Here is a 13,388-nt window from a genome sequence, read left to right as displayed (position 1 = left end):
GACGGAGGGGTACGGCAGCACCAGCCGTACCCCTCCTCCGCGCGGCCCGTGCCCCTCGCTCAAGCACGCCCGCGCGGATCTCATGCGCAGGTGTAGCCGCTCGGCACCTGCGAGTTGCCGCCCGGCCTGGTCGCCTGGAAGCCGAAGCTGGTCGAGGCGTTCGGCGCCAGGGTCCCGTTGCCGCCCGCGTTCCTGGCCGTGACCGTGGAGCCGCTGACGCTGAGGGTCGCGTTCCACGAGCCGGTGATCGTGTGGCCGGCGGGCAGCGTGAACGTCACCGTCCAGCCGTTCTTCGTGGCCGAGCCGGTGTTGGTCACCGTGACCGGCTGGATGACGTAGCCGCCCTGCCACTGGGACTGCGTGGTGGCGGCGGCCGTGCAGCCGCCTCCGCTGTTCGAGCCGCCCGAGCCGAAGGAGAAGGAGTTGACCGCCAGGCCGGCGCCGCCGACCCAGGGCTCGAAGCCGGCCTGGACGCTGGTGAGGTACCACGAGCGCTGGGCGTAGCCGCGGCCGATGGCGTCGCTCAGGAACGTGTCGATGGTGAAGTCCATCGAGGCGGTCGGCGAGGTGCGCACGTAGGAGATCACGTTCCAGCCGATGTTGCCGTACCAGACCTGCCAGGTGCCGCCGGCCAGGTTGACGGTGCCGATCTGGGAGCCGACCGGCTGGATCGAGCCCATGCGGTTGAGCCAGACCATGATCTCGGCGCCGGTGTTCTGGCCGTCGGTGCGCGGGGTGGGATCGAACCAGATGTCGTAGGCGGCGTCCCACACGCCGCCGCTCGGGTAGGTCATGCTCACGGAGGTGCGCAGCGAGCCGAACGACGGCGAGCTCGCCTGCATCGGCAGGTTGCTGCCGGTGCTGCAGGTGGCGTAGTGGCAGCCCGCGTAGACGGCCGGGTAGGAGGCCGGGGCGCCGTTCGTGGGCTTGTTGTGCGCGGCCTGGGTGACGGTGAAGCCGCCGTTCTGGTTGACGTCGATGCACTGGGCGGTGTCGGCGCCCCACACGTTGTTCATGACGACGTAGCGGCCGTTCTGGACGGTGGTGGAGGCGTACTTGTCGCACAGCACCGGGGCGGCCTGGGCGGGCGCGGCGACCAGGCAGCCGGCGAGCAGCGCCAGGATCGCCCCGATGAGCAGATGGGTGTGCGCGTTCCTCATGACATGTGGCTCCCGCTTCTCGGAGAACAGGATACGTGGGAGCGCTCCCATTCAGCGAGGCTCCCCGGCGTTCCATGAAGCGGCAAGAGCGCGCATGTAATTACCACCTGCCGCTATGCGGCTACCAGGGGAAACCATGACCATGATCGGCTGAAAGTTTCACGGCGCGTTGTCGGAACGGCCCGGCGCGTGGTTCACTGGCGCTGGCCGGGCGGGCTGGGTCGTGGGGCAGTTTCCTCTGTCGTCAGCGCAAGGGAAAGCCCACATGAAAGCAGTGAAGCGGACGGCGATCGCCGCCGTCCTGGTTCTGATCACCACGATCCTCATCGCACCCAACCCCGCACAGGCGCACGGCGTCATGATGGTGCCGGGCGGCCGGACGTTCCTGTGCTGGCAGGACGGCCTGCGGGAGAACGGCCAGATCCTCCCCTACAACCCCGCCTGCGCGGCCGCCGTTGCCCAGAGCGGCAGCACGCCCCTCTACAACTGGTTCGCAGTGCTGCGCTCCGACGGCGCCGGCCGCACCTCCGGGTTCATCCCCGACGGCCAGCTCTGCAGCGGCGGCACCGGTGGGCCGTACGACTTCTCGGCCTACAACGCGGTCCGCTCCGACTGGCCCGTGACCCACCTGACCTCGGGCGCGACCATCCAGATGCGGCACAGCAACTGGGCCAAGCACCCCGGCTCGTTCAACTACTACATCACCAAGAACGGCTGGAACCCGAACGGGCCGCTGAAGTGGTCGGACCTGGAGCCGTTCGGCAGCGTCACCAACCCGCCGGACACCGGCCCGGCCGGCGCGCTCAACTACTACTACTGGAACAGCCAGCTCCCGTCCGGCAAGACCGGCCGGCACATCATCTACACGCACTGGATCCGCTCGGACAGCAACGAGAACTTCTACAGCTGCTCCGACGTCGTCTTCGACGGCGGCAACGGCGAGGTCACCGGCGTCGGCCCGAACGGCAGCACGCCCGGCCCCTCCATCACGCCGACGCAGACGTCCACGCCGACGCCGGGCGCCTGCACGGCGACGTGGAAGGCCACCGACACCGGCTGGGCCGGCCACTTCCAGGGTGAGGTGACGGTGAAGAACACCAGCACCTCCAGCCTGAACGGCTGGACGGTCTCCTGGACCTACGGCGGCGGTCAAGGCTTCGACGGCTCGCCGTGGAACGGCGTGCTGAGCGGTCAGCCGCCGAACGTGAAGGTCAAGAACGCCACCTACAACGGCCAGCTCGCCCCCAACGCCACCACCACGTTCGGGTTCAACGCCACCGGCTCGGTCCCGAACCCCGCCCCGACCCTGACCTGCACCAGCCCGTGATCAAGACCCGTCGCGGGCTCATCGCGGCGATCATCACCCTGGCCGGGCTGAGCCTGGCCGGGGTGATGTTCTTCGCCGGCAGGCAGCCGTCGTCGCAGCTCGATCGAGAGCTCTCCGCGCAGGTCACCAAGATCCTTGAGGAGTCCTCGCCGGACGAGCACCACGCCCACGGCCACGGCACCCTCGACACGCGCGTCATCTGCGCGGTGGAGCCGTTCGGCGTCGAACCGCCGGACGCGAAGTCGCTGGTCGAGGTCACCTGGGTCTACGCCCGTCACCTGTGCGCGGTGACCGGCGAGGGCACGGACTGGGCGCAGTCCGTACGCGCCTCCGGCCCGATCGCCGTCAAGATCAGCATCCCGCCGCAGGTGCGGGTGCCCGCGCCGGGACCCGGCTACCGGGACCACGTGCTCCGGCTGATCCCCGAGCGCTACCACGCGCAGGCGCTGAAGGAGGAGTTCGCCGACGAGTCGTTCATCGACCTCGCCCGCGAGCGCTTCGCGCAGGAGGTCAACCGCCGCCAGGGCTGAACCCCCATGAAAAACGGACGCGGCCGACTGGAGGAATCGACCGCGTCCGTCCCATCCGGGCGGGGATGGTTCATCGGGCAGGGATATGAAGTTGTGGCCTCACCTCCTCATACGCAGCGGACGGCCTGAGTGTTCAGCCGGTGCCCGAGGCGCAGGTCACCGGGTCGGGGACGCTCGCCGCGCCGCTCGCGATGAAGCCGAACGTGGTGCTCGCGCCGGCGGCGAGGGCGCCGTTGTAGCTCTCGTTCCGCACCGTCACGGTGGAGCCGGACTGCGTGAGCTTCCCGCCCCAGACCTGGGTGATGGCGTTCTGGGAGGTCCAGGAGGCCGTCCAGCCGCTGATGGCCGCGGTGCCCGCGTTCTTCACGGTCACCTCGCCCTGGAAGCCGCCGCCCCACGAGTTCGTCACCTTGAACGTGGCCTGGCAGCCGCCCGGGGGCGGCGTCGTCGTGTCCGTGGTGGTGAACGTGGCCGCGTCCGAGGGCGGCGAGGTGTTGCCCGCCGCGTCCCTGGCCACCACGGTGGCCGAGTAGGACGTGGAAGGGGTGAGCCCCGTCAGGTCAAAGGAGGCGGTCGGGGACGTGCCTGCCTTGGTGGACCCCAGGTAGACGTCGTAACCCGACACACCCACGTTGTCCGTGGAGGCCGTCCAGGTCAGCCTGGCGGTGGAGCCCGTGATCCCGGATGCCGCGGGCCTGCCCGGCTTGCTGGGCGGGGTGTCGTCCTCTTCCTCCGGACCCGGGGGCTCACCCCAGATCTTGGTGGCGCCGCTGTAGAGGGTGATGTTCGGGGTGCGGACCGGCGTCGCGCCGGGCGTGGTGGGGATGTTCCGGTACGACCAGTCGTTGGCCGGGTCCCACGTGCCCGCGCTGCTGATCCTGAACTGCACCTCCCTGCGGTGCTGCGACTGCCCGGCCGGGGCGATGACCTGCCCGGAGCAGTCGATGTTGACGTAGTGCACGCCGCCGCCCAGCGAGCCGAGGGTGGGCGCCTTGCACTGCGTGTAGGCCGACGACACGCTGATCTGCGAGAGCGTCGTCGAGCCGTCGAGCGTGAAGTAGTAGCGGAACGAGCCGTCGGACAGGACCCGGGCGGGCCAGGCCGACTGGTTGCGGACGATGGCCTTGATCTCCGTGAAGTTGGTGCCGGAGGCGTTCACGCCCGCCTCGACGAAGATCTCGGGACCGTCCGGCGTCTCCGCGGGCGGGAAGTTGGCCGCGGGCGTGCCCCCGTACTCCTTGTGGAGGCGGGCCAGCGCGCCGGTGAAGGCGGCGTTGTAGTCGGTGGCGACCTCGTTCATGACGTAGTCGTCGCGTTTGTCGGTGTAGGCGTCGTTCGGGTCGGGCGGGCCGCCGACGAGCGCGCCGTACAGGGTGTGGCGGGTCTGCTCGGGGTTCGTGATCTGGTCGGTCCACGAGCCGTGCGCCGTGCGGTGGTGCGGGTTCTTCGGCGGGTTGGCGCCGAACCCGATCATGTACGACGAGTTGCGCGGGTTGTCGCCGAGCGCGTAGTTGATCTGCCGGACCGCGAAGTCGTGGTAGCGGGCCTTACGCGTGGCGTCGCTGATCGAGTCGCTGTGCACCAGCGCCGCGAACGCGGTGTTGGCCGCGTACCGCAGCGAGCCCCAGCGGTCGAGCACGGCCTGCCCGCCCGGCGAGTACGCCACCTTCGACCCGTTGACCCCGACCGTCCACCAGTCGAGCCAGCGGTTGGCGTCGTCGAGATAGCGCTGCTTGCCGGTGAGCTTGCTGAGCAGCACGTACGCCCCGTACGACTTGTCGTCCCAGGCCAGCGTCCACCTGTACGACTTCGTGGTGCTCTGCGGCTCGTTGGACAGATTGTCGTAGCCGGCCTCGGCCTTGGCCAGGTAGGAGGCGTCGTTCGTGGCCCGGTAGAGCCAGATCGCGCCCCACACCAGCTCGTCGTTGTAGCCGCTCCAGGAGTTGTAGTAGCCCTGGGCGTCGGTGATGCAGTCGCTGTACTTCCTCCGCACGGTGTCGGCGAAGGAGTAGAGCTGCTTGGCGTGCGTCAGCAGCGTGTCGGCGTAGGCCGCGTTCGTCGGCCTGAAGACCATCGAGGAGGCCGCCATCGCCGCCGCCGTCTCACCGGCCAGGTCGGAGCCGCCGCACGAGGCGTCGATCTTGTACGCCGGCCGCGCCATCTGCATCGCCTCGGCCGGACCCCACCAGGCGTGGTCCGTGCCGCCGTTGCCGACCTGCCCGTACAGCACGTTGGCCGACGGGTGGGCCTTGATGAAGTAGTCGTTGACGAACTTGAGGTTGTTCAGCAGGTGGGTGAGCTGGCCGGAGGAGCTGTAGGCGTCGCGGTACTCGACCGCGCCCCAGGCCAGCATGGTGGCGCTGTACGCCATCGGGAGCCCGAACTTCACGTGATCGCCCGCGTCGTACCAGCCGCCCGTCAGGTCCAGGCCGGCGTCCTTGCCGTCGTTGAGACCCGAGTCGCCGCGCCAGGAGACGCGGTTCCAGGAGGGCAGGTCGCCCGACTGCTGGGCCTCGTAGAACCACAGGGACTTCTGCAGCGCCTCGCCGTAGTTGTAGGCGGGCGCCGCGTGGGCGGCGGGGGCCGCCGGCCCTACCCCTGTGACCAGGGGCAGGACCAGCGACACCGCAGCGATCAGCGCTGCTTTCCTTGCGGATCTCACGGGAAGAGCCGCCCGTACTCGGCCAGGGCGACGGCCACGTCCACCTGCGCCCAGAACCGGTGGTAGTTGAACACCGGCGCGGGGCCGGTGCCCTTGAGGAAGGCGTCCACCTTCGGCCAGTCCGGGTCGTTCTTGTAGAACGAGCGGATGGAGATGAAGGTCGAGCTGGAGTTGATGGTGTCGCCGTTCGGCATCTTGCCGCTCCAGCCGGCCGGGACGTACACCGGGTCGTCGATGCGGTTGTAGTCGGTCTTGGTCTCCGGCACCGACACGCCCTTGGCGTCGCGGTTCTTCCAGACGCCGTCGAGCAGGGCCTTGGCGGTGTTCTTCGCCTCGGTGTGGTTGGCCCGCGCCGCGTAGTACATCAGCACCTTGGCGTAGGCGCCGGCGACGCCCACGTCCGTCGTGTGGTCCACGACGGTCACGTGCAGGTTGGGGTTGGCCGGCGGGACGTCGGTCGGCGAGCTGAAGTCGCCGGCCGGCTGGCCGGTCCAGCGCAGCGTCGAGGGCATCTGGTAGGTGCCGTCGGCGTTGATCGTGGTGTTGGCCAGCGCCCAGGTCACCCACTTGTCGAGGATGGCCTTGGCGTTGGCGTTGCCGGTCTGGTTGTACAGCTCGGCCACCCGCTCCATCGTCCACGCCTGGAAGCCGAACCACTGGTTCGACGGCGGGTCGTGGTAGACGGGCTGCCAGTCGTAGGTCATGCCGAAGAACTTCGGCAGGCCGCTCGGCGGGCTGGCGTAGTGGCCCTCCCAGCTGTTGGTCGCGCCGCCGGCGATGGCGCCCTCGTCGGACTGCAGCCACTTGTAGAACTGGAGCTGCCGGTTGAGGCTGGTGCTCCAGTCGGAGGCGCCGGTCGAGCTCTTGGGCTTGAGCTCGGCCACGTTGGCGAGCGCCCAGGCCGCGAACGGGTTCTGGTAGCCGGAGTGGTTGTGGCTGGAGCCGATGCGCCAGGCCCATCCGGCGTTGGAGTCGGTCGCGCCGCCCCACGCGTAGTACCACGACAGCAGGTACGCCGAGGCGTCCTTGCCGGTCCCGGCCGCGCAGCTCGTGCTCGTGCAGCCCGGCTTCTTGAAGTACTTGTCGTACATCGCGTAGCGCAGGTAGTCGCCCATCTTGGCGGCCTTGGCCACGCTGGCCGAGACGTCGGCGGACTTGCCCTGCGCCTTGGCCCAGGTCAGCGCCCAGTAGGCGGCCTGGACGGCGCGCGCGTCGGCGTCGGGGGCGTTGGTGTACTTCCACTGCTTGGCGTAGGAGGCGTCCTTGATGAACAGGTCCAGGTAGCCGTTGGTGCCGCCGTGCTTGAAGGTGTCGCAGGACGGCTGCGGGATCGTCTCGAAGACCGACTCCTCCGGGCCGCGCTGGTAGGTGTTGATGTAGGCGGGCTTGGTGGTGCCGTCGCCGCAGCGGCCGAAGCCGTAGGTGTTGTCGACGTCGAGCAGCCAGTGCATGCCGTAGATGTCGCGGGTGCCGTACGCGGTCTGCAGCTCACTGGCGATCGGGTCGGTGCCGACGGACACGCCGGAGTCGATCTGCGACGGGTAGTTGCTGATCGAGTTGTGCTCGGCCGCGTACGTCGCCGGCTTGGACGCGTTGTAGAAGGAGTTCGTCGGCTGGTCGGCGGTGGCCGGGATGATGTACTTCTCCATCGACGCCCAGGCGGCGTTGAACTTCGACCAGTCGCCGGTCACCTGGCCGTAGGTCGCCTCCAGCCACAGGTAGTAGCTGTAGGCCTCGGACGTGGTCTCGTGCCCGTGGTCCGGCGCCTCGACCATGAACGTCTCGACCGAGTGGTACGGCACGCCGTCCGGCGAGAAGTAGCCGTTGGCCGGGTCGTGGATCTCGTTGTAGAGCTCGACGAAGCGCTGCACGTAGGTGTTGTCGCCGCCCACGTCGTCGTCGGCCTCGCTGACGGTCACGTCGACCGGCGTGAGGCCGCTCGCGCTGACCCGGATCACGGCCGAGCCGCTGGTCGTGTCGGAGTCCTGCGCGGCCGCCAGGGTGACGTTCTGCGCGGTGTTCCAGTTCGACGGCGTGAAGGTGAGGCTCGCGCCGCCGGAGACCGTGATGTCGGCGTCGCCGCTGGCGCGGGCCACGCTGACGGTCACGTTGGAGGAGGGCGCCTGCGACAGCTTGACGCCGAAGGCGGCCGTGCCGCCCTCGGGCACCGACAGCGTGGTCGGGCTGACGACCAGCGCCGGGCCGGTGCTCGGCGGCGAGACGGTGATGCCGACCGGCGAGGAGGTCGTGGCCGCGCCGCTGTTGTCGGTGGCGCGGGCGGTGATCGAGTAGCTGCCGGCCGCCACGTTCGTCCAGTTGTAGCTGTACGGGGAGGTGGTGTCGGTGCCGAGCAGCGTGCTGCCCTGGTAGAAGTCGACCTTGGCGATCGTGCCGTCGGCGTCGGCGGCGTCGGCCGCGATCGGCACGGTGGCGGGGGCGGTGAAGGTCTGCCCGGCCGTGGGCGAGGTCAGCGAGACCGTGGGCGCGGTCGGGCCGGTGCCGCCGCAGGTGACGCCGTTCACGGTGAACGACGTCGGGCTGGGGTTGCTGCCGGTCCAGGTCCCGTTGAAGCCGATGTTGGTGGAGGCGCCGGTCGCGAGGCTGCCGTTCCACGGCATGTTCGTGCCGGTGACGCGGGTGCCGCTCTGGCTCCAGTTGGCGCCCCAGCCACTCGGTGTGTACTTCTGCCCGGTGGTCGGGTAGTCGAAGGCGAGCGTCCAGGAGGTGATGGGGTCACCGGTGTTCTTCAGCGTGATGTTGGCGGTGAAGCCGCCCTGGTTCGTGCCGCTCGTCCACTGGTTGGCCGCGTACGTCACGTCGCACGAGACCGCGGCCTGGGCGGGGGCGGCCGCCACGGCCGTGGTCGCGCCGGCCACGAGGACGAGGGTCGTGGCCACGGCGAGCCGCCTCGATAAGCGCGTCAGAAGGGGCGGAGGTCTGAATTTCACGGGGTCTCCAGGGAGTAGGGGTGTGGGAGCGCTCCCAATCGGGATTGTGGGTGTGCTCCGGCGTATGTCAACGAAATGGCCGCCCGGTAACCCCTCTGTTTCCTCTCACCTGCCTGCCCTAGATGAAAGTTTCATCATCGTTAGAGGGCATTCACGGAGCATGCGGGCCCCCCGGCGGCGGCGCGCGGACCTCCCTCTGTACAGCAACCCGACGGCGGCTCACGATGGGAGCGCTCCCAGCCACCTAGCACTGGAGATGATCGCTCGTGAGACTCCAACGCGGCCTCCGCAAATGGGCCGTGACCGTGACCGCCGCGAGTGTCGCGGCCCTAGGACTCGTCGCCGGCCAGGGCACGGCCGCCAACGCCGCGGTCGCCTGCGACGTGACCTACTCTGCCAACTCGTGGACGAGCAGCCCTGGTCAGGGCGGTTTCACCGCGAACATCACGTTGAAGAACACCGGTGACCCGATCTCGTCGTGGTCGCTGGCCTTCGACTACCCGACCACCGGGCAGAAGTACACGCCCAGTGGCTGGGGCGCCAACTGGAGCCAGAGCGGCACCCGCGTCACCGGCACGAACATGCCCTACAACGGCAGCCTCGCGACCGGCGCCTCGGTCTCCGTCGGCTTCAACGGCACCTGGACCGGCACCAACCCCAACCCCACGTCGTTCAGCGTCAACGGCGTGAGCTGCGGCGGCACCGGCCCGGTCACGCCGTCCGTGGTGCTGTCGGCCAGCTCGGTCGCGGTCAACGAGGGCTCGACGGCCACGTTCACCGCGCGCCTCTCCTCCGCGCCCAGCTCGAACGTCACCGTCACCACCGCCCGTACCAGCGGTGACACCGACCTGACCGTCAGCTCCGGCGCCTCGCTCACCTTCACCCCGAGCAACTGGAACACCCCGCAGACGGTCACCCTGGCCGCGGCCCAGGACGCCGACACCACCGCGGGCACCGCGAGCTTCAGCGTCGGCGGCAGCGGCGTCACCGGCGCCACGCTCACCGCGACCGAGGTGGACGACGACGCCACGGTGGAGCAGTCCATCATCGTGACGCCGACCTCGGTGACCGTCCCCGAGGGCTCGACCGGGACGTTCACCGTGCGCCTGGCCGCCCAGCCCTCCTCCGGCGTGACCGTCACCACGACGGCGGGCAGCGGCGACGCCGACCTCACCGTCAGCTCGGGCGCCTCGCTCTCCTTCACCACGTCGAACTGGAACACCCCGCAGACGGTCACCCTGGCCGCCGCGCAGGACTCCGACACGGCCAACGGCAGCCGCACGTTCACCGTCGCCTCCACCGGCCTGACCTCGCGTACGGTCACCGCCACCGAGGCCGACGACGACGGCGGCCCCACCCCCACCCACGTGGAGAACCCGTACGCCGGCGCCACCGGCTACGTGAACCCCAACTGGAGCGCCAAGGCCGCGGCCGAGCCCGGCGGCTCGGCGGTCGCGAACACCTCCACCGCCGTGTGGATGGACCGCATCGCCGCCATCGCCGGCTCCAGCAGCGCCATGGGCCTGCGCGCCCACCTGGACGAGGCCGTCCGGCAGGACGCCGCCAACGGCTCGACGCCGCTGACCATCCAGGTCGTCATCTACGACCTGCCCAACCGCGACTGCTCCGCCCTGGCCTCCAACGGCGAGCTGCGCATCTCCCAGGACGGCTTCAACCGCTACAAGACGGAGTACATCGACCCGATCGCGGCCATCCTCCGCGACTCCACCTACGCGAACCTGCGCATCGTCACCATCATCGAGCCCGACTCGCTGCCGAACCTCGTCACCAACCTCAACAACTTCGCCGACTGCCGCGAGGCCAACGGCCCCGGCGGCTACCGTGACGGCGTCCGGTACGCGCTCGACAAGCTCCACGCCATCCCCAACGTCTACACCTACATCGACGCCGCCCACCACGCGTGGCTCGGCTGGGACTCGAACTTCCAGCCCTCCGTCAACCTCTTCTACGAGACCGTCGCCGGCACCGCCGCCGGCGTGGACAGCGTGGACGGCTTCATCGTCAACACCGCCAACTACGGGGCCACGACCGAGCCGCACTTCACCGTCAACACCATGGTGAACAACGTCTCGGTCCGCCAGTCCAAGTGGGTGGACTGGAACTGGTACGTGGACGAGCAGTCCTTCGCCCTCGCCCTGCGCACCGCCCTGATCGCCAAGGGCTTCCGCTCCGGGCTCGGCATGCTGATCGACACCTCGCGCAACGGCTGGGGCGGCAGCGCCCGCCCGTCCGGGCCGAGCTCCTCGCTCAACGTGGACGAGTTCGTGAACGGCTCGCGCGTCGACCGGCGCATCCACGCCGGCAACTGGTGCAACCAGGCCGGCGCCGGCCTGGGCGCCCGCCCGACCGCCGCCCCCGTCGCCGGCCTCGACGCCTACGTCTGGATCAAGCCTCCGGGCGAGTCCGACGGCGCCAGCCGGGACATCCCGAACGACGAGGGCAAGAGGTTCGACCGGATGTGCGACCCCACGTACACCGGCAACAGCCTCAACGGCAACAACATGTCCGGCGCCAAGGGCGACGCGCCGCTCTCCGGCCAGTGGTTCTCGGCGCAGTTCCGCGAGCTGCTGGCGAACGCCTACCCGCCGGTCAACTGAGATCACCTGAACCCGGCCGGCCGGGACCCCGCCTGACCCGGGGCTCCGGCCGGCCAGAGGGACCCGCCTGACCCGGGCCCCTCAGCAACCGGACCGGGGTCCGGGCCGTCGCGCCCGGGCCCCGTTCCCATGGGGGTCACCCCTGGGCGCGCCGCCACTCCGAGATCTCCTCGTCCACGTCGAACGGCATCAGGTTGAGCGGCGGCCCCGACAGCCCCGTCCTGATCGCCTCGCGGATCCGCTCGTTGACCGCCTCCAGGACGCGCCGCACCTCGGCCTCGGTGCGCGCCCCGCGCGCCTCCCGCAGCGCCTCCTCCGCGTCCCTGCGCAGCGCCAGCGTGGGCGGCAGCGGCATGGCGAGCCCTTCGCTCTCCACCTTCTGCTTGATCCACCACATGTCGTCCTGCGGCTTGTCCAGCCCCGGCAGCGGCTTGCCCGCGCCCGGCAGGTCGTCGAACTCCCCGCGTTCCTCCGCCTCGCGGATCTGCCGGTCGACCCAGCTCTCGAAGGGCATCCCGATCGGCTTGCGGTCGCTCACGTGCGCTCCTTCACGCCAGATTGTGGCTGGGCGCGAGGGGGGCACGCCAGCCGAGGACGGCTTCGGTCATGCGTACGGCGGCGACGGTCGCGGGCACGTCGTGCACCCGCAGGATCCGCGCCCCCTTGAGCACGGCGACGACGTTGGCGGCGATGGTGCCCTCGGTCCGCCGGCCCTGCGGCCGGTCGAGGGTCTCGCCGATGAAGTCCTTGTTGGACAGCGCGACCAGCGTCGGGTAGCCGATCGCGGTGATCTCCTCCAGGCGGCGGGTCAGCTCCAGCGAGTGGAAGGTGTTCTTGTTGAGGTCGTGGCCGGGGTCGATGATGATCTTGGCGGGCGCGATGCCGGCCTCCAGCGCGTACGCCACCCGCTCCCGCAGGAAGCCCGCCACCTCCGCCACCACGTCGTCGTAGCTGGGCCGGAAGACCCGCCGGCCGGGGCCGCCCAGGCTGTGGGTGACCACCACGCCGGCCCCGGTGGCGGCGGCCACCTCGGCGAGGCCGGGCTCGCGCAGCCCGTTGGTGTCGTTGATGACGTCGGCGCCGGCCTCGATCGCCGCCCGCGCGACCTCGGGGCGGTGGGTGTCGACCGAGATGACCGCGTCGGTGACGGCACGGACCTCGGCGATGACGGGGGCGACCCGGTCGATCTCCTCGGCGGCGCCGATCTCGGCCTGCGCGGCGCTGAAGGCGAAACCGCCGATGTCGACCCAGTCGGCCCCGTCGTCGACCGCCTGCCTGGCCGCCGCGACGGCGCTGTCCAGCGCGTAGGTGCGGCCCTGGTCGTGGAAGGAGTTGGGGGTGCGGTTGACGATCGCCATCACGGCGACCTGGCGCGCGAAGTCGAACTCCCGCCGGCCGATGCGCCGGACCGGGGCGATGATCGCGGGGGAAGGCTGCTCGCGGCTCACCCTTCCGACCCTACCTGCCGCTACACGGGCACCACCGGGCGGCGGGCCCCTGAGGACGGCGCTGAGGACGGCGCTGCGGGCGGCACTGCGGGCGGCGCTGCGGGCGGCGGGCTCAGGCGGTGAAGCGTCCGGGCGGATGGGCCTGGCCCGCGACCCGGACGCGTCGCATGTGGCCCCGCGCGGCGTGCCCCGCGGCCTTCGGCAGCCGCATGGTGATGCGGACCGTCGTGCCGAGGGGGCCGGTGCTGAAGTCCACCATGTCGCACAGGCGGCGGATGAGGTAGATGCCGCGGCCGTCGTAGCTCATGTCGGACGGCCGGTGGTCGCCGGCGACGTACCCGTCGGGGATGCCCTCGCCCCGGTCGGTGGTCTCGGAGCGGATCACGCCGTCCACGGTCCACAGCTTGAAGTGCCCGTGCCCGCCCGCGTGCTCGACGGCGTTGACCACGGACTCGTGCACGGCGAGGACGAAGTCGTCCAGGCGGGGACCGCTCAGCCCGCAGTGCTCGGCCTTCTCGGCCACCGTACGGCGGAGCCTGGTCACGTCCTGGAGCGTGAAGGGCTGGGTCAGAAGGGTGCGCATGGCAGGCTCCTCCGACCTGGCCTGGACGCGCCGGCGCCCGGGCGGCGGGGACGTGCCGCCTCCGCCGCACTGGCTCAGATCGGGAAGATCGAGGCGAAGGACCTGGCGGAAA

At 70.3% G+C, this 13,388-nt stretch carries 9 protein-coding genes; 3 read left to right on the top strand and 6 right to left on the bottom strand.

Annotated features, from left to right (window positions below):
* Positions 1-80: 80 nt before the first annotated feature.
* Positions 81-1,160 (bottom strand): cellulose binding domain-containing protein, encoded by a 1,080-nt coding sequence (locus ACBR40_RS14290; RefSeq protein WP_371248955.1) that lies wholly within the window; start codon positions 1,158-1,160, stop codon positions 81-83.
* A 265-nt stretch (positions 1,161-1,425) separates the two neighbouring features.
* Between ACBR40_RS14290 and ACBR40_RS14285 the strand changes: the two genes are divergently transcribed.
* Both ACBR40_RS14285 and ACBR40_RS14280 read left to right on the top strand, forming a co-directional pair.
* Positions 1,426-2,487, top strand: coding sequence for a lytic polysaccharide monooxygenase (locus tag ACBR40_RS14285; protein ID WP_344213447.1), 1,062 nt, complete (start codon positions 1,426-1,428; stop codon positions 2,485-2,487).
* Positions 2,484-3,017, top strand: a complete 534-nt coding sequence (locus tag ACBR40_RS14280; RefSeq protein WP_371248954.1) for a hypothetical protein — start codon at positions 2,484-2,486, stop codon at positions 3,015-3,017. The genes ACBR40_RS14285 and ACBR40_RS14280 overlap by 4 nt, the downstream gene beginning before the upstream one ends.
* 133 nt (positions 3,018-3,150) lie before the next feature.
* Here the strand turns inward: ACBR40_RS14280 and ACBR40_RS14275 are convergent, their stop codons facing one another.
* Together ACBR40_RS14275 and ACBR40_RS14270 are read right to left on the bottom strand one after the other, a co-directional pair.
* Complete coding sequence (locus tag ACBR40_RS14275) at positions 3,151-5,733, bottom strand: glycoside hydrolase family 9 protein (RefSeq protein ID WP_371248996.1); 2,583 nt, start codon at positions 5,731-5,733, stop codon at positions 3,151-3,153.
* On the bottom strand, positions 5,676-8,576 hold the full coding sequence (locus ACBR40_RS14270) for a glycoside hydrolase family 48 protein (protein ID WP_371248953.1): 2,901 nt from the start codon (positions 8,574-8,576) through the stop codon (positions 5,676-5,678). Before ACBR40_RS14270 ends, ACBR40_RS14275 begins: the two co-directional genes overlap by 58 nt.
* Positions 8,577-8,893: 317 nt before the next feature.
* On the opposite strand from ACBR40_RS14270, the gene ACBR40_RS14265 reads away from it, so the two are divergent.
* Positions 8,894-11,245 carry a glycoside hydrolase family 6 protein gene (locus ACBR40_RS14265; RefSeq protein ID WP_371248952.1) on the top strand — a complete coding sequence of 784 codons (2,352 nt, stop codon included), beginning with the start codon at positions 8,894-8,896 and terminating at the stop codon, positions 11,243-11,245.
* Positions 11,246-11,381: 136 nt separating this feature from the next.
* On the opposite strand, the gene ACBR40_RS14260 is transcribed toward ACBR40_RS14265, so the two are convergent.
* From ACBR40_RS14260 to ACBR40_RS14250, 3 genes are all read right to left on the bottom strand, one after another.
* Positions 11,382-11,783 carry a DUF1992 domain-containing protein gene (locus tag ACBR40_RS14260; RefSeq protein ID WP_364462077.1) on the bottom strand — a complete coding sequence of 134 codons (402 nt, stop codon included), beginning with the start codon at positions 11,781-11,783 and terminating at the stop codon, positions 11,382-11,384.
* Between the two features lie 10 nt (positions 11,784-11,793).
* Complete coding sequence (folP, locus tag ACBR40_RS14255) at positions 11,794-12,693, bottom strand: dihydropteroate synthase (protein WP_371248951.1); 900 nt, start codon at positions 12,691-12,693, stop codon at positions 11,794-11,796.
* A gap of 112 nt (positions 12,694-12,805) precedes the next feature.
* A complete protein-coding gene (locus ACBR40_RS14250; RefSeq protein WP_371248950.1) occupies positions 12,806-13,276 on the bottom strand; it encodes an ATP-binding protein in 471 nt (156 codons plus the stop codon).
* Positions 13,277-13,388 lie beyond the last annotated feature (112 nt).

Origin of the sequence: Nonomuraea sp. AD125B (genome assembly GCF_041402765.1) — a bacterium.
In the GTDB taxonomy this organism is placed as follows: Bacteria; Actinomycetota; Actinomycetes; order Streptosporangiales; family Streptosporangiaceae; genus Nonomuraea; species Nonomuraea bangladeshensis.
This window is presented reverse-complemented; position numbering and strand designations above follow the sequence as displayed.